This window comes from Clostridium sp. 1001271B_151109_B4 (assembly GCF_015670405.1).
GTDB lineage: Bacteria > Bacillota > Clostridia > Clostridiales > Clostridiaceae > Clostridium.
Window position 1 is genome coordinate 128,812 of record NZ_JADPBQ010000005.1, and the last position, 21,427, is coordinate 150,238.

Genomic DNA, 21,427 nt, shown 5'->3' on the forward strand with positions numbered 1-21,427 from the left:
TGCCACTTTATTTTTTTAAAATCAGTTAACTTAAAATAATTTACCACTTAGTAATTATAATTAACCTGTTACTTAAGGTCAGTTTACATAGAAGAATGGTTAGAATATAATTTAACCATGGAGGGCGGAGAGAAGATGAGAATACGAATAGAGTTAGATAATGCAATAGAAGAAAATGAAGTTATTATTAAATGTAGGGAATTAAGCGAAGAAATAACCAAAATTCAAAAAGTTATTTCAGAGTTAATTGCTGAAAAAAAAGAAATGATATTTTATAAGGATAATACAGAATATTATATATGTATAGATGATGTGTTATTTTTTGAAACTGAAGAAAGTTCAATTTATGCACATACATTGAATGAAGTATATCAAGTTAAGTATAAGCTTTATGAATTAGAGGGGATTTTACCAAATAACTTTGTCAGAGTATCTAAATCTACAATATTAAATAGTAATCATATTTATTCAATAACTCGTAACATAACATCTTCTAGCTTAGTAGAATTTAAAAGCACACATAAAAAGGTATATGTATCTAGGTCTTATTATAAGGTGTTAAAATTAAAATTATTAGAAAAGAGGAGATAAGATGAGGGAAAAAAATATATTTTGGGGATTATTATTAATTTTAGGTGCAGTTGGCTTGGTAATAGGAAAATTAGGGTTTCTTTCTGATTTTAATCCTTTTAGTTTAGGATTTTCAGTAATTTTAATTACTATTATTATAGATAGTTTATTTAGATTAAATTATGCAGGAATATTATTTTCAATAGCTTTCCTTTGTATAATATATGATAAACAGCTGGGAATAACAGAACTTACACCATGGACAGTTTTAATTGCAGCCTTATTTGGAAGTATTGGTTTATCAATGATTTTTCCTAAAAAAAATAAGTTTTTTGATAAGAAAATGCAATGGAACGTGGAAGAAGGGGAAAGTATAAATATTGAAGATGAAGGGAATATAAAAATATCAGCAGCTTTTTCAGGAGGAGCTAAGTATATAAATACTGATAAATTTGTTAGTGCAGATATTAGTTGTAAATATTCAGGGCTTGAAATATATTTTGATAATGCAGTAATGGCAGAAGATAAAGCAATTATTAGGTTGAATGTATCATTTTCAGGATTAGAGTTGTATATTCCAAGAAGCTGGAGAGTTGAAAATAGAACTAATGTATTTTTAGGTGGAGTTGAAAATAAAAAGTATGAAGAGAAAGTATATACTAATACTTTAATATTAACTGGAGATATTAGACTTTCAGGGGTAGAGATACATTATATATAGTTTTTTAATAAATAATAGGATGCTTTTTAAAGCATCCTATTATTTATTTCAAAGTTATTATTTCATTCCATTTTCGTATTGTTCAACCATACGTTTAACCATTTCTCCACCAACGCTACCGCATTGTTTTGAAGTTAAATCACCATTGTAATCAGTAAATGGAACTCCCATTTCAGTTGAAACTTGATTCTTGAATTTTGCTAATTTATCTTTAGCTTCTGGAACTAATTGTGCCATTTAAAATCATCTCCTTATATCTTTATGTTAATAGCTTATCCAATAAAAGAGTTTGTATAATATTTAATTGAAGGAAAAGGTGGAAAAATACTGGGTTAGTGGTAGAATATATATTGGCGAATGAGAAAATTAAATATAAATAAAAAAATAAGGAATTAAGATATATAATTTGGTTAAGAATTAAAATAAATGATTTATTTTTTTATTTTATTTCTCTTAAAATATTAATTGTATAAATTTACGAGGTTTTAACAATTAAGATTCATAGTATAAATAATTAATGAGGTGTTTTAATGAGTAAGTATAAAATCATAATGACTGGTGGAGGTACTGCAGGGCATGTAACTCCTAATTTAGCTTTAGTTCCAAAGCTAAAGGAAAAAGGATTTGAAATAAAATATATTGGAAGTTATGAAGGCATTGAAAAAGAAATTATTGGAGATGCAGGTATACCATATTTTGCGATTTCATCAGGGAAATTAAGAAGATATTTTGATATGAAAAACTTCACTGATCCATTTAAAGTTATGAAGGGAATAGCACAAGCAAATAAAATATTATCTAAAGAGAAGCCAGATATTATTTTTTCAAAAGGTGGATTTGTAGCAGTTCCAGTTGTTATAGCTGCATCAATGAAAAAGATACCTGTAGTATCTCATGAATCAGATTTAACGCCAGGTCTTGCAAATAAACTGTCAGCCCCATTTTGTGATAAATTATGTGTTACATTTAGAGAAAGCTTAAATTATGTTAAAGATGGAAAAGGTGAATTAACAGGGACACCAATAAGAGAAGAAATATTAAAGGGAAGTAGAATTACTGGAAAGAAGATTTGTAATTTTGATAATGAAAAAGAGGTGATTTTAGTTATTGGGGGAAGTTTAGGTGCTAAAAGTATAAATGATGAGATACGATATCATATTCAAGAAATATTAAAGGACTTTAATGTAATTCATATTTGTGGAAAGGGAAATTTAGATAAGTCATTAGACGGATTAGATGGATATAAGCAATTTGAATATGTAAAAGAAGATTTACCACATTTACTTCAGTATGCTGATTTTATAATATCAAGAGCAGGGGCAAATGTAATATTTGAATTATTAGCGCTAAGAAAACCTACTTTATTGATTCCGTTATCTAAAAAAAGTAGTAGAGGAGATCAGATATTAAATGCTAATTCATTTGCTAAGGAAGGCTATTCGTTAGTATTAGATGAAGATGAGATGATGGAAAAACATAACTTGCCAGAAAAATTATCAGAATTAAGAAATAGAAAAAGTGAGCTTATAAAAAATATGACAAATAGTGAAATGAAAAATGGTGTTGATGCAATTTTAAATGTTATCATGAAAAGTATAAATAAAAAATAATTTGCTTCTTTAACCGTTTTCAATTAAAATATTTTAAAAATATGAAGGCAAAGAACTTGAAAAAAAAAATCACTGCTATATAATGAGAGTGATGGAAAATTTAACAAAAACAAAACAAAAGTGTAAGAGGTGCTGAAAATGAAAAAAGTTTCAATAATATATTGGAGTAATGGTGGAAATGTAGAAATTTTAGCAAATGCTATAAGTGAAGGTGTAAACTCTAAAGACGTTGATGTTGAAGTAAAACATGTTGCAGATGCTACTATTGAAGATATATTAGAAGCTGATGCTGTTGCATTAGGAAGTCCAGCAATGATAAACGATGAAATAGAAGAAATAGATATGAAACCTTTTGTTAATAGACTAAGTGAATTAAATATTAAAAATAAGCCTTTGGTATTATTTGGATCATGCGGATGGCGTGATTCTAAATTTATTGATAAATGGGCGAATTTAATGGAAGATTATGGATTTAAGGTTTTGTCAAAATTTACTGTTAAAGATTCCGTTGAAAAAGAAGATTTAAAAATCGCTAAAGAACTTGGCAATGTATTAAGTCAACAATAGTTTTATAAATTTTTATTGTGAAATAGTGTTTGGGTATGTGATAGATTTCACAAAGTGCAAACAAAGGATAAAAAGCAGAGTATAGATTTTATCTATTAAGCTTAGGGTATATTAATAATTGCAAGCAACAATGGTATTAAAAAATACCATGATTTATATGCTTAATTTTTTTTTTGGGAAGCGAGGTAGACGAGATGAGAAAAATGAAAACTATGGATGGTAACACAGCTGCTGCACACGTGTCATATGCGTTTACAGAAGTAACTGCTATTTATCCAATTACTCCATCATCACCAATGGCAGAACATGTTGATGAGTGGGTTGCACAAGGTAGAAAAAATATTTTTGGACAACCAGTAAAAGTTATGGAAATGCAATCAGAAGGGGGAGCAGCAGGTGCTGTTCATGGATCATTACAAGCTGGAGCTTATACAACTACATATACAGCTTCACAAGGTTTATTATTAATGATTCCTAATATGTACAAAATATCTGGAGAAAGACTTCCAGGAGTTATACATGTATCAGCTAGAGCATTAGCAACATCTTCATTAAATATTTTTGGAGATCATCAAGATGTTATGGCAGCTAGACAAACTGGTTTTGCTATGCTTGCTGAAGGCTCAGTTCAGGAAGTTATGGATTTATCTGCTGTTGCACATTTAGCTGCAATAAAGACTAGAATTCCATTTATGAACTTCTTTGATGGATTCAGAACATCTCATGAAATTCAAAAAATAGAAGTTTTAGAATATGATGAATTAGCTAAGTTAGTTGATTGGGATGCGGTTAAAGAGTTTAGAGCAACGGCTTTAAATCCAGATCATCCAGTGACTAGAGGTACTGCTCAAAATCCAGATATATATTTCCAAACAAGAGAAGCTGTAAATAGATTCTACGATGATATACCAGAAGTAGTTGAAGGTTATATGGCTGAAATTACTAAGTTAACAGGAAGAGAATACCACTGTTTTGATTATTATGGAGCACCAGATGCAGATAGGATAATTATTGCAATGGGTTCAGGAACAGACGTTGCTGAAGAAACAGTAGATTACTTAAATGCAAGAGGAGAAAAAGTTGGGGTTGTAAAGGTTAGACTTTATAGACCATTCTCAATAGAAAAATTATTAGCTGCAATTCCAGATACAGTAAAGAAAATTGCAGTATTAGATAGAACTAAAGAACCAGGCTCAATTGGTGAACCTTTATACTTAGACGTAGTAAGTGCATTTGCAGGTAAAGAAAATGCTCCTTTAATAGTTGGGGGTAGATATGGATTAGGTTCTAAAGATCCAAATCCATCAGATATAGCAGCTGTTTATGCAAATCTTTCTAAGGACGAGCCTAAGAATGGATTTACAATTAGTATAGTTGATGATGTTACTAATACATCATTAGAAACAGTAGAAGATATTGATGCTACTCCAGAAGGAACTAAAGCATGTAAGTTCTGGGGATTAGGATCAGATGGTACTGTTGGTGCTAACAAGAGTGCTATAAAAATAATTGGGGATCATACAGATATGTATGCCCAAGGATATTTCTCATATGACTCTAAGAAGTCAGGTGGTATTACAGTTTCTCACTTAAGATTTGGTAAGAAACCAATTAAATCACCATATTTAATTGATAAAGCTGATTTCGTAGCATGTCACAATCAATCTTACGTTTATAAATACAACGTATTAGATGGATTAAAGGAGAATGGTAAGTTCTTATTAAATACAATTTGGACTCCAGAAGAAGTTAATGAAAAATTACCAGCAGAAATGAAGAGAACTATAGCTAAAAAGAATATAGAATTCTACACATTAAATGCTGTAAAGATAGCTCAAGAAATTGGTCTTGGGGGAAGAATTAACATGATAATGCAAGCTGCATTCTTCAAGCTAGCTAATATAATTCCTGTTGATGAAGCAGTAGCATATTTAAAACAAGCTGTTGTTACTTCATATGGTAAAAAAGGTGAAAAAGTTGTTAATATGAACAATGCTGCTATAGATGCAGGTGTTGACGCTATCGTTAAGATAGATGTTCCATCAGAATGGACTAATGCAGTAGATGAAGAAGTAGTTGCAACAAAAGAAATTCCTTCATTTATTAAAGAAATAGTTGAACCTATGAACAGACAAGAAGGATTTGGATTGCCAGTTTCTACATTTGTTAAGCATGGTATGGAAGATGGTACATTTATGGCTGGTACAGCTGCATATGAAAAGAGAGGAATTGCAATTAATGTTCCTGAATGGGTTCCAGAAAATTGTATTCAATGTAATCAATGTGCTGTAGTATGTCCACATGCTGCAATAAGACCGTTCCTATTAACTAGTGAAGAAGCTGAAAAAGCTCCTGTAGCAATGAAAACTACCGATGCTAAGGCATTAAAGACAGAAACTCCATATAAGTTCTCAATAGGTGTTACACCTCTTGACTGTACAGGTTGTGGAAACTGTGCTGAAATATGTCCGGCTAAGAATAAAGCTTTGGTTATGAAACCACAAGATACTCAACACGATCAAATAGAAGCTTGGGATTATGCAACAACAGAAGTATCTCCTAAGAAGAACCCAATGAATAAGAATACGTTAAAGGGAAGCCAATTTGAACAACCATTACTTGAGTTCTCAGGTGCTTGTGCTGGATGTGGAGAAACTCCATATGCTAAACTTGTAACTCAATTATTTGGTGACAGGATGATGGTAGCAAATGCTACAGGATGTTCTTCAATTTGGGGAGGATCTGCTCCAGCAACTCCATATACAGTTAATCATAATGGACATGGTCCAGCTTGGGCTAATTCATTATTCGAAGATAATGCTGAATATGGATTAGGTATGTTCTTAGGGGTTCAAGCTATAAGAGATAGAGTGGCTGATAATGTAAAAATTGCATTAGAAAGTGATTTATCAGATGATATTAAGGCAGTTTTAAAAGATTGGTTAGATAATAAAGAAGAAAGTGCTGGAACTAGAGAAAGAGCAAATGCTTTAGTAGCTGCACTTGAAACTTCTGAAAATGAAATAGCTAAGACTATATTAAATGATAAGGAATTCTTCGTTAAGAGATCTCAATGGATCTTTGGTGGAGACGGTTGGGCATATGATATCGGATATGGTGGACTTGACCATGTTCTTGCATCAGGAGACAACGTAAATGTATTAGTATTTGATACAGAAGTTTACTCAAATACAGGTGGACAATCTTCTAAAGCTACACCAACAGCTGCAATTGCTAAATTTGCTGCTTCAGGTAAGAGAACCAAGAAGAAAGATTTAGGAATGATGGCTATGAGCTATGGTTATGTATATGTTGCTCAAGTATGTATGGGTGCAGATAAGAATCAAGTTCTTAAGGCTATGGCAGAAGCTGAAAGCTATGATGGACCATCATTAATTATTGCTTATGCTCCATGTATAAATCATGGTATTAAGGCTGGAATGACAAATTCACAAGCTGAAGCTAAGAAAGCTGTAGATTGTGGATACTGGGCATTATACAGATATAATCCAACATTAAAGGGAACTAAGAATCCATTTACTTTAGATTCAAAAGAACCTAAGGGAGACTTCAAGGAATTCCTAATGGGTGAAGTTAGATATGCTTCACTAGCTAAGGCATTCCCAGAAGCTGCAGAAGCTTTATTTGAAAAGACTCAAGCTGATGCTATGGAAAGATTAGAAAATTACAAAAAACTTGCTAATCAAGAATAATTTTTAAATTTAAAGAGCAATGTATTATGCATTGCTCTTTTGTAATTTTAAAACATAAATTCTAAGATTATGAATATAAAAAATAATTATATGAATTATTAATAAAATTTTTATTAAAATGAAGATTTTTCTTTTATTTTCTTAAGAATAAGAGTACAATTAGAAGGACCACTTAAGTTAAGCAAAATTAAAAATACAGTTTTTTACTGGTGTATTTTAATTAGAAATTGTTTAACTTATTATTAAGGAGGAATGTAAAATGGAAAAAGAATTAAATAAATGCGGTGAAGGCTGCGGATGCGGACACGACCACGATCATGATAGCCACGGATGTGGAGAAAACTGCGGGTGTGGAGAACACGAACATGAACACTTCGTTGTTGATTTAGAAGACGATAACGGAAATGTTTTATCTTGCCCAATAGTTGATGCATTTGAATTTGAAGAAAAGGAATATGTATTAGCTCAAAATCCAGAAGATGAATCAGTATACTTATTCAGATCAACTGAAGAAGGAGAACTTATAGTTCCAGAAGAAGCTGAATTTGATAAGGTAACAGAATATTACACTAATGTTTTAGCTGAAGACTAATATTTTGTGAAGATTATGCAATTTTAATTGCATAATCTTTTTTTTATATGGATTAATTGATAATTAAATTCAATGTTTTCAATTTACATTTTAATGTGAAGATGATATATTTTTATTATGGAAAAAATTACTTGAAATTATAAGGAAATTAGTAAAGTGTCGAGAATAGTTGATTTAAGGAGTTTTTATAGAAAATTTATATAACAATTATACAGTAGAAAAGATTGACTGATTAAATTAAAAATTAGAATTTTGCTTATAATGGAATAACAATGTGCTTAGTAACTTAAACTAAGTAAAAGTGGTTTTATGTTATATAATAAAATTTCACTTATAGAGAAAAGGTGAATAAAATGAAGTATGCAGATTTACATATTCATTCAAGTTATTCTGATGGTTCAAAAAAACCAGAAGAGATAATTGATTCAGCAATAGAAAATAATATAAAATGTATTTCAATAACGGATCATGATTCTATAGCATCGCAATATGTGACAAAAAATAATTATGATAATTTATTAATAATCCCGGGAATTGAACTTAGTACAGAGTATAATAATATGGAACTTCATATGCTTGGATACTTTATAGATATTGAAAATAATGATCTAAAATCACTTGTTAATGAGTTAAATATACAAAGGATTAAAAGAGTTGAAAGTATATTATATAATTTGAGAAGATATCATATAAATTTAGAATTAAAAGATTTAGAAGTAGATAATGAGTCAACGGTAGGCAGAAGTCACATTGCAAATGCAATGGTTAAGAAAGGCTATTTTGACAATTATAAAAGTGCATTTAGAAGTTTTCTAGTACAAGGAAAGCCGGGGTATGTAAAAGGATTTAGATTGAATTATAGAGATTGCATAGACGTGATTAATAACTCTGGTGGAGTGCCTATTTTAGCACATCCTGGACAAATATATAGAAAACTTGAAGTAGAAAATATATTAAAAGAACTAAAATGTTTTGGATTAAAAGGCGTTGAGGTATATCACCCTAGTCATACACAAGGAGATGTTAATAAATTTTATAACTTATCTAAAAAATATAAACTATGTGTAACTGGAGGAAGCGATTATCATGGAAGACCTGTAGGTAATGAATGTATATCTATTGGTAGTTGTGGATTAAATCAAGAGTGTTTAGAGAAATTTATTAAATTTAATAATAAAAGATAATGGGGGCAAACAAATGGAATTATCAAAAAAAGCACAAAAAATTGAACCATCAGTAACTTTAGCAATTACAGCAAAAGCTAAAGAAATGAAAGAAAATGGAGTAGATGTTATTAGTTTTGGAGCTGGGGAGCCAGATTTTAATACACCTAAAAATATAATTGATGCAGCTATCAAAGCAATGAGTGATGGGAATACTAAGTATACTAGTGTAAATGGAATATTATCATTAAGAGAAGCAATTTGTAAAAAGTTTAAAAAGGATAATGGATTACTTTATAAGCCATCACAAATAGTTGTTTCAACAGGAGCAAAGCAAAGCCTTGCTAATACTTTTTTAGCTATATTAAACCCTGGTGATGAAGTAATTGTACCAACCCCTTATTGGGTTAGTTATCCAGAACTTATTAAATTAGCTGATGGAAAACCTGTATTTGTAAAAAGTGATGAGAAGTCGGATTATAAATTTACTAAAGAAAACTTAGAAAAAGTAGTTAGTGATAAAACAAAAGCTATTGTATTAAATACACCAAACAATCCTACTGGAACTATATATAGTGAAAGTGAATTAAAGGTAATTGCAGATTTTGCTAAAGAGCATGACCTTATAATTATATCTGATGAAATGTATGAAAAGCTTATTTATGATGGAGAAAAGCATATAAGTATTGCAAGCCTTTCACAAGATGCATATGAAAGAACTATTGTTATAAATGGTTTATCTAAATCATATGCAATGACAGGATGGAGAATAGGATATTGTGGTACAAGTGAAAAGATAGCAAAGTTAATGACGAGTATTCAAAGTCATGTAACTTCAAATGTTTGCTCAATTACTCAGTATGCAGCAGTTGAAGCCTTAAATGGTCCACAAGATAAAGTAAATGAGATGATTATTGAATTTGAAAAAAGAAGAAATTATATGATAGATACGATTGAAAGTATTGATAATTTAAGTATAATTAAACCTAAGGGAGCCTTTTATATTATGATTAATATAGAAAAGTGTTTAGGAAAAGAAATTAATGGACAAATATTAAATGATTCTATGGATTTTTCAGCTATGTTATTAGAATGTGAAAAGGTAGCAGTTATTCCAGGGAAGGCTTTTGGATTGGATCATTATGTAAGGGTGTCTTATGCCACTTCTTTAGAAGTAATTAAAGAAGGGCTTATTAGAATTAAAAATTTTGTAGATAAACTGAATTCTTAGCTTTAGATGGAACTTTAACTTCAATTGAATGTTAGAATTCATTGCACTTTAAGAGTGAATAAAAATTGTTACCTTTTGTCTTAAAAAACAAGAGTGTTACAACATCTAGCTATCAGAAAAATTAAATTAGATAATTGGGGCTGTAGCAGATTTAAATGCTCAGCCCTTCATATATGATGGAGGATAAACGTGGAAAAACTAGCGATATTTGATATAGATTATACAATAACAAGAAAAGAAACATTAATGGAGTTTTTTAAATATCTTGTTTTGAAGGATATTAAAAATATTAAATTTTTACCAAGGGCTTTATATTCAGGGCTTATGTATGGAATAAAAGTATATGATGAAAGAAGAGTTAAGGAGTGTTTCTTGAAGTTTATAGAAAATATAGATGAAAAAGATTTAGCAAAACTTACAAAATCGTTTTATGATGAAAGATTAAGTAGCATACTTTATAAAGATGCCATTGAGATGATAAAGAAGTTAAAAAATGAAGGATATATGGTAATTCTTATATCTGCATCACCAGAGTTTTATATTAAAGAATTTTATGCTATTAAAGAAGTAGATTTAATAATAGGAACTAAATTTGCTTTTGAGGGTGGAAAATTTGTAAGGAAAATGGATGGGAATAATTGCAAAGGGCAAGAGAAGGTTAAAAGATTAAATGAAGTTTTAAAAGAAAAAAATATTAAAGCTGATTTTAAAAATTCATATATGTTTTCAGATTCCCTTTCAGATAAGCCATTATTAGATTTAGTTGGAAACCCGTATTTAATTAACTATAAAAAGCATCATGAAATTGAAATATTAAAATGGAAGTAAAAATCTTCAAAGGAAGTGAAATTTTTATGGAAGCTATAAATAAGTTTTATTTAAATAATGAAAAAATAGAAGCTATAAATGAATTTACTGAAGATAGTGAAAAAGGTAGTATAATATATGAAGTTCTTAGAGTAATTAATGGAAAAGCTGTATTTTTAAGAGATCATATTGAAAGAATGAAGAAATCTTTTGCACTTATAAACATGGAATTTCCATTTGAGATTGAGGCTGTGGAAAAAAAGGTTAATGAAGTTATTAAAAATAATGATAATGTATTAGGAAATATTAAAATAACTTATAATACTGCTTCAAATAATTTAAAGATATATTATATAAAGCATTCTTATCCAAATGATGAATTATATAATAAGGGTGTAAAAACTATTCTTTATTATGGAGAAAGAGAAAATCCAAATGCAAAAATAGTAAATACTAGTTTTAGAGAAAAGGTAACTGAAGAAATAAAAAAATCAAATGCTTTTGAAGCGATACTAGTTGATAGAAATGGATTAATAACAGAAGGTAGTAAATCTAATATATTTGCTATTAAGGATGGAAAGATTATTACTGCAAAGGCGGAAGCTGTTTTAAAGGGAATAACAAGAGAGAAAATAATAGGCATTGCCAAGTCAATAGGAATAGAAGTAGAAGAAGCTGATATTAAGGCAATAGATATTGATAAATTAGATGCAATGTTTATTTCGGGTACTTCTCCTAAGATATTACCAATATCATTTGTTAATAATATAAAACTTGATGTTAATAATATTACTTTAAGAAAGCTTATGAAAGCATATAATGAGCTTTTAGAAGGAAAGTGATAAAGTAAGTTGGTTTTATATAAAGTTTATTAATGGTCAATACTAAGATATTTAAATAAATTGATATAAACTTTAGTAGTTACAGGTTAGAAGAATTAAGTTAAGAAATAAATTCAGCATTAGGTTGAATAAAAAAATATATTTTTTCAGAAACTCCTTAAGGAGTTTCGTTCTTAACTTGTAATTTATTATTGGTTAGTTATCATTCAAAGAAGGATTGGGCTATGGAATTAAATTTAAAAAAAGAAGTTAATACGTATTTGGTCATTTTATTCAAACTTATGGGAGGATTTTTTTTAGCATCTCTAGGAATAGTATTTATGATAAATGCTAATTTAGGATTATCGCCATGGGATGTTCTACATAAAGGAATAACGAATGTAATTCCCATGACAATGGGACAAGCCAATATAATAGTAGGAGTAGTTGTTGTTATTGTTAGTGTGTTTTTAGGAGTGAAGATAGGAATAGGAACAATATTAAATACTATTTTTGTTGGAGTATTTATAGATTTAATAACAATGAGTAAATTAATACCTGTTGTACATAATTTATTTATAGGAATAATAATGCTTATAATTGGAATGGTTTTATTAAGTCTTGGTACTTGTATTTATTTAAGTTGTGAATCAGGATGTGGGCCAAGAGATGGATTGATGACAGCATTAACTAGAATTACTAAAAAACCAGTTAAGGTAATAAGGGCAAGTATTGAAGTAGGTGCTTTGATTTTAGGTTGGATATTAGGGGGAGATGTTGGATTAGGAACTATAATAACAGCATTAGGATTAGGGTATTTTGTACAAATGTGGTGTAAGCTACTTAAAATAAATATAGCAGATTTAAAACATAGAAGTATAGTATCTGTTTTAAAATACATTAAAGGAAGTAATTTTAAATAGCGGTTTAAAAGTTGAGATGAAAATAGAGTATCAAAAAAATGGTACTCTATTTTTATTTTTTTTATGAATAAAAGCAGAAGAATTTTGATAGTTTTTAAAAGAATTTTGTATGGGTTAAGAATTATGAAAACGTTATAATAAAGTTGTAAAAACGAATACACAAAAAATTATATATTTAGGGGGATTAATATGATTAAATTAAAAAAATTATTACCGATGATTGTTATTGCAACTATGGTTGTAGGTTCTATGGCTGGATGTAGTAGTTCAGGAAGTGATAGTAATAGTGACAATTCTGATACAGCAAAAAATGAATCTACAGATGATTCAAAGAGTGAAAATACTAGCAATATATTAGTTGGGTCTGCAATATATAAATTTGATGATACATTTATGACTGGTGTACGTACTGCAATGGAAAATCAAGCAGATTCTGAAGGTGTAAAAATTGAATTAGTTGACTCTCAAAATAAGCAACCAACTCAAAATGAGCAAGTTGATACATTCATTACTAAAGGGGTCAATGCTTTAGCTGTTAATCCAGTTGATAGAACAGCAGCTGGACCAATAATAGAAAAGGCAAAGGCTAAAGATTTACCAATAGTATTTTTAAATCGTGAGCCAGAAGAAGCTGATATGCAAAGCTATGATAAGGTATGGTATGTTGGGGCAAAGGCTGAGCAATCAGGAACTCAATCAGGTGAAATAATAGCAGATTATTTTAAAAATAATGCAGAAGCTGATAAAAATGGTGATGGTGTAATTCAATATGTAATGTTACAAGGTGAACCAGGGCATCAAGATGCTACATTAAGAACAGAATACTCTGTGAAGGCAATAGAAGATGCTGGATTTAAGACTGAAAAGCTTGCAGCTGATACAGCAATGTGGGATAAAGCTAAGGCTACTGACCTTATGAAAGCATTTATAACTGGACAAGGGTTAGATAAAATTGAAGCAGTACTTTGTAACAATGATGATATGGCATTAGGTGCAATTGAAGCATTAAAGGCTGAAGGATATAACAAAGGGGATGCGTCTAAATATATACCAGTAGTCGGTGTTGATGCAACTGCACCTGCACTTCAAGCCATGAAAGAAGGGTCTTTATTAGGTACAGTTTTAAATGATGCAGAAAATCAAGGTAAAGCGACTGTAAATGTAGCAGTTGCTGCAGCTCAAGGAAAGGAAATTAATAAGGATACAGTAGGGTATGATGTAACTGATGGCAAGTATATTTGGATTGACTATGTAAAGATTACTCAAGATAATTATCAAGACTACATGAACTAGTTAAGAGTTAGGAGTTAGAGGTTAGGAGGTTATTTAGAAATTCAACTCAATTGAATTTATTTATTAACTACTAAATACTTGATTCTAACTCCTAATTAAAATATTGTTTTGTAATATCTTTCGATTATTTGTGTAAGGGGGGGAGTTTTATGGGAGAGTATATATTAGAAATGAATAATATAACTAAGGTTTTTCCAGGGGTAAAGGCTTTAGATAATGTAACTTTAAAAGTGAGAAAAGGTACTGTTCATGCTTTGATGGGTGAAAATGGTGCAGGAAAATCAACTTTAATGAAATGTCTTTTTGGTGTTTATCAAGAAGATGGTGGAGAAATAATATTAGATGGAAAAAAGGAAATTATAACTTCATCTAAGCAAGCATTAGATTTAGGAATATCAATGATACATCAAGAATTACATCCAATTAGATTTAGACCAGTAATGGAGAATATATGGCTTGGTAGATTTCCAATGAAAGGTATAGCTGTTGATAGAAAAGAAATGATAAGAAAAACAGAAGAGTTGTTTAAAGAAGTCGGATTAGATATTAATCCAGAAATATTAGCAGGAAATTTATCAGCATCAACATTGCAATTAGTGGAAATTGCAAAAGCTGTTAGCTATAATTCCAAAATAATAATTATGGACGAGCCTACATCCTCTTTAACAATAAATGAAACTGAGCATTTATTTAAAATAATAAATCAATTAAGAGCAAAGGGATGCGCAATTATTTATATATCACATAAGATGGAAGAAATTTTAAGGATTTCAGATGAAGTTACCATTATGAGAGATGGGCAATATGTTGGAACTTGGCATTCAAGTGAGCTTACAACAGATCTTATTATAAAACGTATGGTTGGACGTGATATGACTAATAGATTTCCAAACAAAGATTATAGTGTGCAAGAAGAAGTGATACTTAAGGTTGATAAATTATGTGCAGGTGACCAGAGATCATTTAAAGATGTAAGTTTTGAGCTACATAAGGGCGAAATATTAGGAATTGGTGGTCTAGTAGGTGCACAAAGAACAGAGCTCGTAGAAGCAATATTTGGGTTAAGAAAAATAGAATCTGGAGCTATTTATAAAGATGGCAAGGAAATTATTATAAATACTGTTAAAGATGCAAAAAAGCAGGGGTTTGCATTATTAACAGAAGAAAGAAGAGCAACAGGGATATTTGGAATACTTTCAGTTTTAGATAATACTGTTATTGCAAATCAAAAGCAATATTCACACTTGGGTATATTAAGTGAAGGTGCAAGATATAAGGCAGCTAAACAATCTAATGAGAATTTAAAGACAAAGACACCGACTTTAAATGAAGAAATGCAAAATCTTTCTGGGGGTAATCAACAAAAGGTTTTAATTGCAAGATGGCTTTTGACTGAACCAGATATATTGATATTAGATGAACCTACTAGAGGAATAGATGTAGGTGCTAAATATGAAATTTATTCTATTATGATTGAATTAGTTAAAAAAGGAAAAGCAATAATTATGATTTCATCTGAAATGCCAGAACTATTAGGAATATCAGATAGAATAATGGTTATGTGTGAAGGTAGGGTTACAGGAGTTTTAGATAAAGATGAAGCAGATGAAGTAAAGATTATGAACTATTCAACTAAATTTATTAAGTAAATAAGGTGGGGTATATATGGAAAGTGCAAAGATTATTTCTAATAAAAAATATTCAGAAATATTTTTAATAATGGGAATAATAGTATCAGTATTAGGAGTAATACTAAAATTTGTTTTGGATAGGGCTGTATTTTATGATTTACCTATTTATATAATATGTGTAGGAATTGCATTATTAATATATGGGGCAAAAAAATTTTTAGATAAAAAAAATCATGGAGTAGAAGTTGAGATTTCTGTTAAGACAGCAAAGAACTTTTTAACTAATAATGCTATTATTATAGCTCTTTTAGCATTAGTAGTAGTTATTATGATAATACAACCAAGATTCATGCAATATCAAGTTGCATTAGATATTTTAACACAATCATCAACAAAAATGATAATTGCTCTTGGAATATGTTTTACACTGTTAATTGCAGGGACAGACCTTTCAGCTGGACGTATGGTTGGTCTTGCGGCTGTAATATCAACATCGATGTTACAGACATCTGATTATGCAAATAGATTTTTTCCAGATTTGCCACAATTAGCGGTTATTATTCCAATAATTGCAGCAATACTTGCATGTATGGTATTTGGATGTATAAATGGATTTTTAGTAGCTAAGTATGATATGCATCCTTTTATTGCAACATTAGCAGTTCAAGTAATAGTATATGGTGTTTGCTCATTATATTTTGATATGGCACCAAATAGATCACAACCAATAGGAGGAGTTAGATCAGACTTTATAGCATTAGGACAAACTAAGTTATTTCAATTTGGAGATTTTCCAGGTATATCGATATTAGTACCAATAGCATTGCTTTTTGTAATATTAGTTTGGTTTATTTTAAATAAGACTGTTTTTGGTAAAAATGTTTATGCTATTGGTGGAAATAGAGAAGCAGCTATAGTATCAGGAGTAAATGTATTTGCTACAATAATGGGAATATTCATATTTGCTTCATTATTATATGGTGTTGGAGGAATTTTGGAAGCAGCAAGAACTGCAGGAGCAACTAATAACTACGGTAATGGATATGAATTAGATGCTATTGCGGCATGTGTTGTCGGTGGAGTATCTCTTAATGGAGGAGTAGGTAAAGTTGGGGGAATTGTAAGTGGTGTTTTAATATTTACAGTTATTCAATATGGTTTACAATTTATAGCTGTAAGTCCTATGTGGCAACAAGTTATAAAAGGTGTAATTATAGCAGTGGCAGTTGCAATAGATCTTTCTAAATATAGAAGAAAATAATTTAAGAGGTATATATAAGTTAAAGCAGTCGTCATAAGACGACTGCTTTTTTATAAGAAAAAATTAAGTTTACTTATTTTTACAAGTAGAGAATAAAATGATATAATAAGTAAAGGATTACAATAAGCTTATAGAAGGGTGATTTAATATATGGAATTATATAAAATTCTTATTGTTGATGATGAAGAAGAAATTAGGCTTGGAGTTATTAAAAAAATTGATTGGGAAAGTTATGGATTTAAAGTTGTAGGAGATGCTGCAAATGGTATAGAAGCTTGGGAAAAGGCTAATATATTGCAACCTGATATAGTGATGACTGATATTAGAATGCCTTTTATGGACGGGTTGGAATTAGGGAAAAAAATACAAGAAGTTATGCCTGCAACTAAAATAATAATTTTTTCAGGATGTGATGATTTTGAATATGCTCAAAAGGCTATACGAATAAATGTTTTTGAATATGTATTAAAACCAATTAATTCGGAAGATTTAATAGAAATATTAAAAAGATTAAAGTATAGACTTGATGAAGAGTATGATGAAAAAAGAAATATTGAAGTATTACAAAAGCATTATTTAGATAGTATACCAATAATGAGAGAACAATTTTTAGCAGCTGTAATTGAAGGTAAGGTAAGTAATGATTCTATAGCTGAAAAGATAAATAGGTTAAAAATAAACTTTAAGTTTGATTATTTTACTGTTGGGGTTATTAGTTTAGAAGTATTAAATAAAGATAGCTCTATATTTAAAGCTGAAAATATGCTATTACCTATTTCAGCAGAAAAGATATTGCAAGATATAATGAAAAATATATGTGAATTTACCAGTTTTTTATATTTGGATAATGTTATAGTTATTGGTAATTTAAAGGATAGGATGGAGATTAAATATTTTATAAATGCTCTTAATGAGGTTTGTAGAAGTTTCAAGAAAATTATTAATGAAAGTATGGTAATTGGATTAGGAAGGGTATGTGAGAAATTTAGCAACATAAGTTTGTCATATAAAGATGCAAAAAATGCATTAGAATATAAGGCTATATTAGGAAGGGAAAAGGTAATTTATATAGAAGATGTTGAACCAGATACATCATTAACCTTAAGCTATGATGAAAATTTAGAAAGAAGATTTGTTGAAGTCGTAAAGGTAGGAAATAATGATGATATAAATAATATTTTAGATGAATTATTTAATATAAGTTATAAAGGGGTATTACCTATAAATCAATATAGACTATATGGAATAGAGGTATTAACTTCATTAATTAAAATTATTAAATCATATAAATTAAATATTTCAGATATAATAGGTGAAAATTTTAGTGAGTATTTATCTTTAGATAATTTAAATTCAATTAATGAAATAAAAGAGTGGTTTAGAGAACGGACAATTAAAGCTAATGAAGCAATAAGAAATGAAAGAATAAATTCAGCGCAAATTTTAGTAGATAAGGCCAAAAGATATATAGCAGAAAATTATAATGATGATGAACTTTCTGTAGATAAAATGTGTTTAGTATTACATTTGAGTCCCGCTTATTTTTCTACAATATTTAAAAAAGAAACAGGTGTAAGCTTCATTAATTATTTAACTGATATTAGAATGGAAGAATCTATTAGGTTATTAAATACAACAGATTATAAGACAAGTATAATAGGGCAAAAGGTAGGTTATATGGAACCAAATTATTTTAGCTATGTGTTTAAAAAGAAGTTTGGGATGTCGCCTACAAGATATAGAAAGAGATAGCTATTATGTTTAAAAAGTTAAATGAATTAAAACAATGGTATAAGTTAAATAGTATAAAAAAGGTTATATCTACATCATTTACAGCTATAGCGGCAATTGGAATACTAACTTTAGGTGGAATATTATATTTAAGATATGTTGAATCTACAGAGGAAGTGATTTCTAAGAATAATATACTTTTTATAGATCAAGTAAATCAAAGTTTAGATAATTATTTACGTAATATGATGAAGGTATCTAATGCAGTATATTATCAAGTAATAAAGAAGGCTAATTTTTCTACAGATGATATTAGTGGAGAATTAAATTTATTATATGAAGCAAATAAAGATTCATTAGTTAGTATAGCTGTATTCTCAGAATATGGACAAGTTATAGCAGCACAGCCATTAACACAAGTGAAAAATTATGTTGATCCACGGCAAAGTGATTGGTTTATAAAAGCGAAAAATAAAAGTGAGAATTTACATTTTTCTACTCCACATGTTCAAAATTTATTTATAGATTCAGATTATAGATATAGATGGGTAGTTTCTTTAAGTAGGGCCGTTGATATAACAAACAATGGAAAGATAAGTTCAGGAGTACTATTAGTTGATATGAATTTTACTGGAATAGAACAACTTTTTAAAAATGTTTCAATGGATAATTCTTCTTATATTTATCTTATAGATGGAGAGGGAGAAATAATATATCATCCAAGGCAACAATTGATTTATGCAAATTTAATTGATGAAAATAATATTAGAGCATCAGAGTATGAAGATGGAAACCATAAGGAAAAGTTTAATGGAAATAGTAGATTAGTTACTGTTAAAACCGTAGGATATACGGGATGGAAGGTAGTATGTGTAACCCCTATGAATGAAATTATTTATAGTTATAGTGAAATGGGTATATTCTCTATATTTATTATATTATTATTTATAACAATAATTGCATTTACAAATATTTTTGTATCTACTAGAATAACTAATCCAATAACAGAACTTGAAAGAAGTGTTAAGAAGCTTGAAAGTGGGGAAAGTAACATAGAAATATTAGTCGATGGTTCTTATGAGGTTAGGCATTTAGCAAAGGCAATAAAATCAATGGTAAACCAAATGCATTTACTTATGGATAATATAGTTAATGAACAAGAAGCAAAAAGAAAAAGCGAGTTAAATGCGTTGCAAGCTCAAATAAATCCTCATTTTTTATATAATACTTTAGATTCTATAATATGGATGATAGAAAATGAAAATTATGATGGAGCAATAAAGATGGTAACGGCTTTGGCAAAGCTATTTAGGATAAGTTTAAGTAAAGGTAAAAATATAATTGCATTAAAGGATGAAATTGAACATGTTAGAAACTATTTAACAATTCAAAGCATACGTTACAAAAATAAATTTGAATATTTTATAGAGTGTGATGAAAATACCTTAAACCTTTGTAGTTTAAAACTAATTATACAACCATTAGTTGAAAATGCTATAAAACATGGTATGGAATTTATGGATGGTGAAGGGGAAATCACAATAAAAACGTATACACGGGAAAAGGATTTATTTATAGATGTAATTGATAACGGGTTTGGAATGACTCAAGAAAATGCTGAAGCAATTTTAAGTGGAATTCCTAATGGAAAAAGTAGGGGCTCTGGAATTGGATTGAAAAATGTTAATGAAAGAATAAAAATATGTTTTGGAAATGAATATGGATTAAGTATATTTAGCGAGCTTGATGAAGGAACGAACGTTAGAATACATATGCCATGTATTTTAGTTGAAGATTATTTGAATGGTGGAGATAGCAAAGATGAAAAAAAGTAAAAAAATAAAGTTATTAGTTTTGATAATATTACTTTTAATATCTTTTATATTGCTTTTTTATGAATTGTTATTTAGTGAAAAAAATAAATCTTATCAAATTTCTGTTATAGCTTCAGGTAAAAGTGATGAAAGTTTTATGATATTAAAAGAAGGGGCTGAGCAAGCTGCATTGGAGATGAATGCCAATATACGATTTTTATTTTTATCTAAAGATAATAATGAAGAGGAGCAAATAGAACTTATTAAGAGAGAAAGTGAAAATGCAGTAGATGCATTATTAATAAGTCCTATAGAATCTGAGGTTGTTGAAGAGGTTATTGAAGAAGCAGAAAAGAAAATACCAATTATATTAATTCAATCTTTATTAAATGTAAAAAGTGATATTAAAAGAGTTGTATGCGATGAATATCAGTTAGGAAAAAGTCTTGCGGAAGGGGCATTAAGCAATGTAAGCAAAGATACGGCTGTAATGGTGATTACCAGTGACAATAATAGCACAAGTAATAATGAGAGGTATAGAGGGATCATAGAAAAGTTAGATGAAGTAGATAGTAATTATTTTATATCAGATATTAAAAATTATATTGATTATACAATTTTAGGCAATGAGATAAAGTTAAATAATATAGGAGTAATAATCTGTGTTGATAGGAATATTACAGAGAAGGTAGCTGAATTAAAAAAGAAAATAATAAGTGAAGGTAGTAGTGACAATGTGTTAATTTTTGGGGTTGGAAATACAAATAAAATAATTTCATTATTAGAAGAAGAAATAGTAAATGCAACGGCAGTTCAAAATGAATTTAATATTGGATATATAGCTGTAAAAAATGCAATTGAACTTAACAATGGTGAAAAAGTCGAAGATGTGAAGATGATAAAATCTACTGTAATAGCAAGTGAGGATATGTACTCGCCTAAAAATGAAAGAATTTTATTTCAATTTATTAGATAAGAG

The 21,427-nt window shown here is 29.1% G+C and carries 18 protein-coding genes; 17 read left to right on the forward strand and 1 reads right to left on the reverse strand.

Going from position 1 to position 21,427, the window contains the following annotated elements:
* Positions 1-135: 135 nt before the first annotated feature.
* Positions 136-591: a LytTR family DNA-binding domain-containing protein gene (locus I4V63_RS05280; protein ID WP_196000252.1), complete on the forward strand. Its 456-nt coding sequence runs from the start codon at positions 136-138 to the stop codon at positions 589-591.
* A gap of 1 nt (position 592) precedes the next feature.
* Positions 593-1,291: a hypothetical protein gene (locus tag I4V63_RS05285; RefSeq protein WP_196000253.1), complete on the forward strand. Its 699-nt coding sequence runs from the start codon at positions 593-595 to the stop codon at positions 1,289-1,291.
* A gap of 57 nt (positions 1,292-1,348) precedes the next feature.
* Here the strand turns inward: I4V63_RS05285 and I4V63_RS05290 are convergent, their stop codons facing one another.
* The gene (locus I4V63_RS05290) at positions 1,349-1,528 is read right to left on the reverse strand and encodes an alpha/beta-type small acid-soluble spore protein (RefSeq protein ID WP_196000254.1); all 180 of its coding nucleotides are present in this window, start codon (positions 1,526-1,528) and stop codon (positions 1,349-1,351) included.
* Positions 1,529-1,821: 293 nt separating this feature from the next.
* Here I4V63_RS05290 and I4V63_RS05295 point away from each other — a divergent pair, with 293 nt between their 5' ends.
* The 15 genes from I4V63_RS05295 (at position 1,822) to I4V63_RS05365 (ending at position 21,424) form a co-directional block, all read left to right on the forward strand.
* Positions 1,822-2,901, forward strand: coding sequence for an undecaprenyldiphospho-muramoylpentapeptide beta-N-acetylglucosaminyltransferase (locus I4V63_RS05295; RefSeq protein WP_196000255.1), 1,080 nt, complete (start codon positions 1,822-1,824; stop codon positions 2,899-2,901).
* A gap of 138 nt (positions 2,902-3,039) precedes the next feature.
* Complete coding sequence (locus I4V63_RS05300; protein WP_196000256.1) at positions 3,040-3,468, forward strand: flavodoxin domain-containing protein; 429 nt, start codon at positions 3,040-3,042, stop codon at positions 3,466-3,468.
* A gap of 194 nt (positions 3,469-3,662) precedes the next feature.
* Positions 3,663-7,181, forward strand: coding sequence for a pyruvate:ferredoxin (flavodoxin) oxidoreductase (gene nifJ, locus I4V63_RS05305; RefSeq protein ID WP_196000257.1), 3,519 nt, complete (start codon positions 3,663-3,665; stop codon positions 7,179-7,181).
* A 259-nt stretch (positions 7,182-7,440) separates the two neighbouring features.
* Positions 7,441-7,773 carry a DUF1292 domain-containing protein gene (locus I4V63_RS05310; RefSeq protein WP_196000258.1) on the forward strand — a complete coding sequence of 111 codons (333 nt, stop codon included), beginning with the start codon at positions 7,441-7,443 and terminating at the stop codon, positions 7,771-7,773.
* 353 nt (positions 7,774-8,126) lie between these two features.
* Positions 8,127-8,957 (forward strand): PHP domain-containing protein, encoded by an 831-nt coding sequence (locus I4V63_RS05315; protein ID WP_196000259.1) that lies wholly within the window; start codon positions 8,127-8,129, stop codon positions 8,955-8,957.
* A 13-nt stretch (positions 8,958-8,970) separates the two neighbouring features.
* Positions 8,971-10,167, forward strand: a complete 1,197-nt coding sequence (locus tag I4V63_RS05320; RefSeq protein WP_196000260.1) for a pyridoxal phosphate-dependent aminotransferase — start codon at positions 8,971-8,973, stop codon at positions 10,165-10,167.
* 189 nt (positions 10,168-10,356) lie between these two features.
* Positions 10,357-10,995 carry an HAD-IB family hydrolase gene (locus I4V63_RS05325; RefSeq protein WP_196000261.1) on the forward strand — a complete coding sequence of 213 codons (639 nt, stop codon included), beginning with the start codon at positions 10,357-10,359 and terminating at the stop codon, positions 10,993-10,995.
* A 26-nt stretch (positions 10,996-11,021) separates the two neighbouring features.
* Positions 11,022-11,816, forward strand: a complete 795-nt coding sequence (locus I4V63_RS05330) for an aminotransferase class IV (protein WP_196000262.1) — start codon at positions 11,022-11,024, stop codon at positions 11,814-11,816.
* A gap of 224 nt (positions 11,817-12,040) precedes the next feature.
* Positions 12,041-12,718, forward strand: coding sequence for a hypothetical protein (locus I4V63_RS05335; protein ID WP_196000263.1), 678 nt, complete (start codon positions 12,041-12,043; stop codon positions 12,716-12,718).
* 189 nt (positions 12,719-12,907) lie between these two features.
* On the forward strand, positions 12,908-14,011 hold the full coding sequence (locus I4V63_RS05340; protein WP_196000264.1) for a galactose ABC transporter substrate-binding protein: 1,104 nt from the start codon (positions 12,908-12,910) through the stop codon (positions 14,009-14,011).
* Positions 14,012-14,160: 149 nt separating this feature from the next.
* A complete protein-coding gene (locus I4V63_RS05345; protein ID WP_196000265.1) occupies positions 14,161-15,660 on the forward strand; it encodes a sugar ABC transporter ATP-binding protein in 1,500 nt (499 codons plus the stop codon).
* A 16-nt stretch (positions 15,661-15,676) separates the two neighbouring features.
* The gene (mglC, locus tag I4V63_RS05350; RefSeq protein ID WP_196000266.1) at positions 15,677-16,903 is read left to right on the forward strand and encodes a galactose/methyl galactoside ABC transporter permease MglC; all 1,227 of its coding nucleotides are present in this window, start codon (positions 15,677-15,679) and stop codon (positions 16,901-16,903) included.
* A 150-nt stretch (positions 16,904-17,053) separates the two neighbouring features.
* On the forward strand, positions 17,054-18,655 hold the full coding sequence (locus I4V63_RS05355; protein ID WP_196000267.1) for a response regulator: 1,602 nt from the start codon (positions 17,054-17,056) through the stop codon (positions 18,653-18,655).
* 5 nt (positions 18,656-18,660) lie between these two features.
* Entirely contained in the window at positions 18,661-20,469 is a 1,809-nt protein-coding gene (locus I4V63_RS05360; RefSeq protein WP_196000268.1) for a sensor histidine kinase, read from the forward strand.
* Positions 20,456-21,424, forward strand: a complete 969-nt coding sequence (locus tag I4V63_RS05365) for a substrate-binding domain-containing protein (RefSeq protein ID WP_196000269.1) — start codon at positions 20,456-20,458, stop codon at positions 21,422-21,424. The genes I4V63_RS05360 and I4V63_RS05365 overlap by 14 nt, the downstream gene beginning before the upstream one ends.
* Positions 21,425-21,427: the final 3 nt, after the last annotated feature.

Bases quoted from the DNA above. Each gene is read 5' to 3' on its own strand.
- I4V63_RS05320 (WP_196000260.1), top strand. From the start codon at position 8,971: ATGGAATTATCAAAAAAAGCACAAAAAATTGAACCATCAGTAACTTTA.
- I4V63_RS05355 (WP_196000267.1), top strand. From the start codon at position 17,054: ATGGAATTATATAAAATTCTTATTGTTGATGATGAAGAAGAAATTAGG.
- I4V63_RS05365 (WP_196000269.1), top strand. From the start codon at position 20,456: ATGAAAAAAAGTAAAAAAATAAAGTTATTAGTTTTGATAATATTACTT.
- I4V63_RS05280 (WP_196000252.1), top strand. From the start codon at position 136: ATGAGAATACGAATAGAGTTAGATAATGCAATAGAAGAAAATGAAGTT.
- I4V63_RS05315 (WP_196000259.1), top strand. From the start codon at position 8,127: ATGAAGTATGCAGATTTACATATTCATTCAAGTTATTCTGATGGTTCA.
- I4V63_RS05285 (WP_196000253.1), top strand. From the start codon at position 593: ATGAGGGAAAAAAATATATTTTGGGGATTATTATTAATTTTAGGTGCA.
- I4V63_RS05340 (WP_196000264.1), top strand. From the start codon at position 12,908: ATGATTAAATTAAAAAAATTATTACCGATGATTGTTATTGCAACTATG.
- I4V63_RS05345 (WP_196000265.1), top strand. From the start codon at position 14,161: ATGGGAGAGTATATATTAGAAATGAATAATATAACTAAGGTTTTTCCA.
- I4V63_RS05290 (WP_196000254.1), bottom strand. From the start codon at position 1,528: ATGGCACAATTAGTTCCAGAAGCTAAAGATAAATTAGCAAAATTCAAG.
- nifJ (WP_196000257.1), top strand. From the start codon at position 3,663: ATGAGAAAAATGAAAACTATGGATGGTAACACAGCTGCTGCACACGTG.
- I4V63_RS05310 (WP_196000258.1), top strand. From the start codon at position 7,441: ATGGAAAAAGAATTAAATAAATGCGGTGAAGGCTGCGGATGCGGACAC.
- I4V63_RS05360 (WP_196000268.1), top strand. From the start codon at position 18,661: ATGTTTAAAAAGTTAAATGAATTAAAACAATGGTATAAGTTAAATAGT.
- I4V63_RS05330 (WP_196000262.1), top strand. From the start codon at position 11,022: ATGGAAGCTATAAATAAGTTTTATTTAAATAATGAAAAAATAGAAGCT.
- I4V63_RS05335 (WP_196000263.1), top strand. From the start codon at position 12,041: ATGGAATTAAATTTAAAAAAAGAAGTTAATACGTATTTGGTCATTTTA.
- I4V63_RS05300 (WP_196000256.1), top strand. From the start codon at position 3,040: ATGAAAAAAGTTTCAATAATATATTGGAGTAATGGTGGAAATGTAGAA.
- mglC (WP_196000266.1), top strand. From the start codon at position 15,677: ATGGAAAGTGCAAAGATTATTTCTAATAAAAAATATTCAGAAATATTT.
- I4V63_RS05295 (WP_196000255.1), top strand. From the start codon at position 1,822: ATGAGTAAGTATAAAATCATAATGACTGGTGGAGGTACTGCAGGGCAT.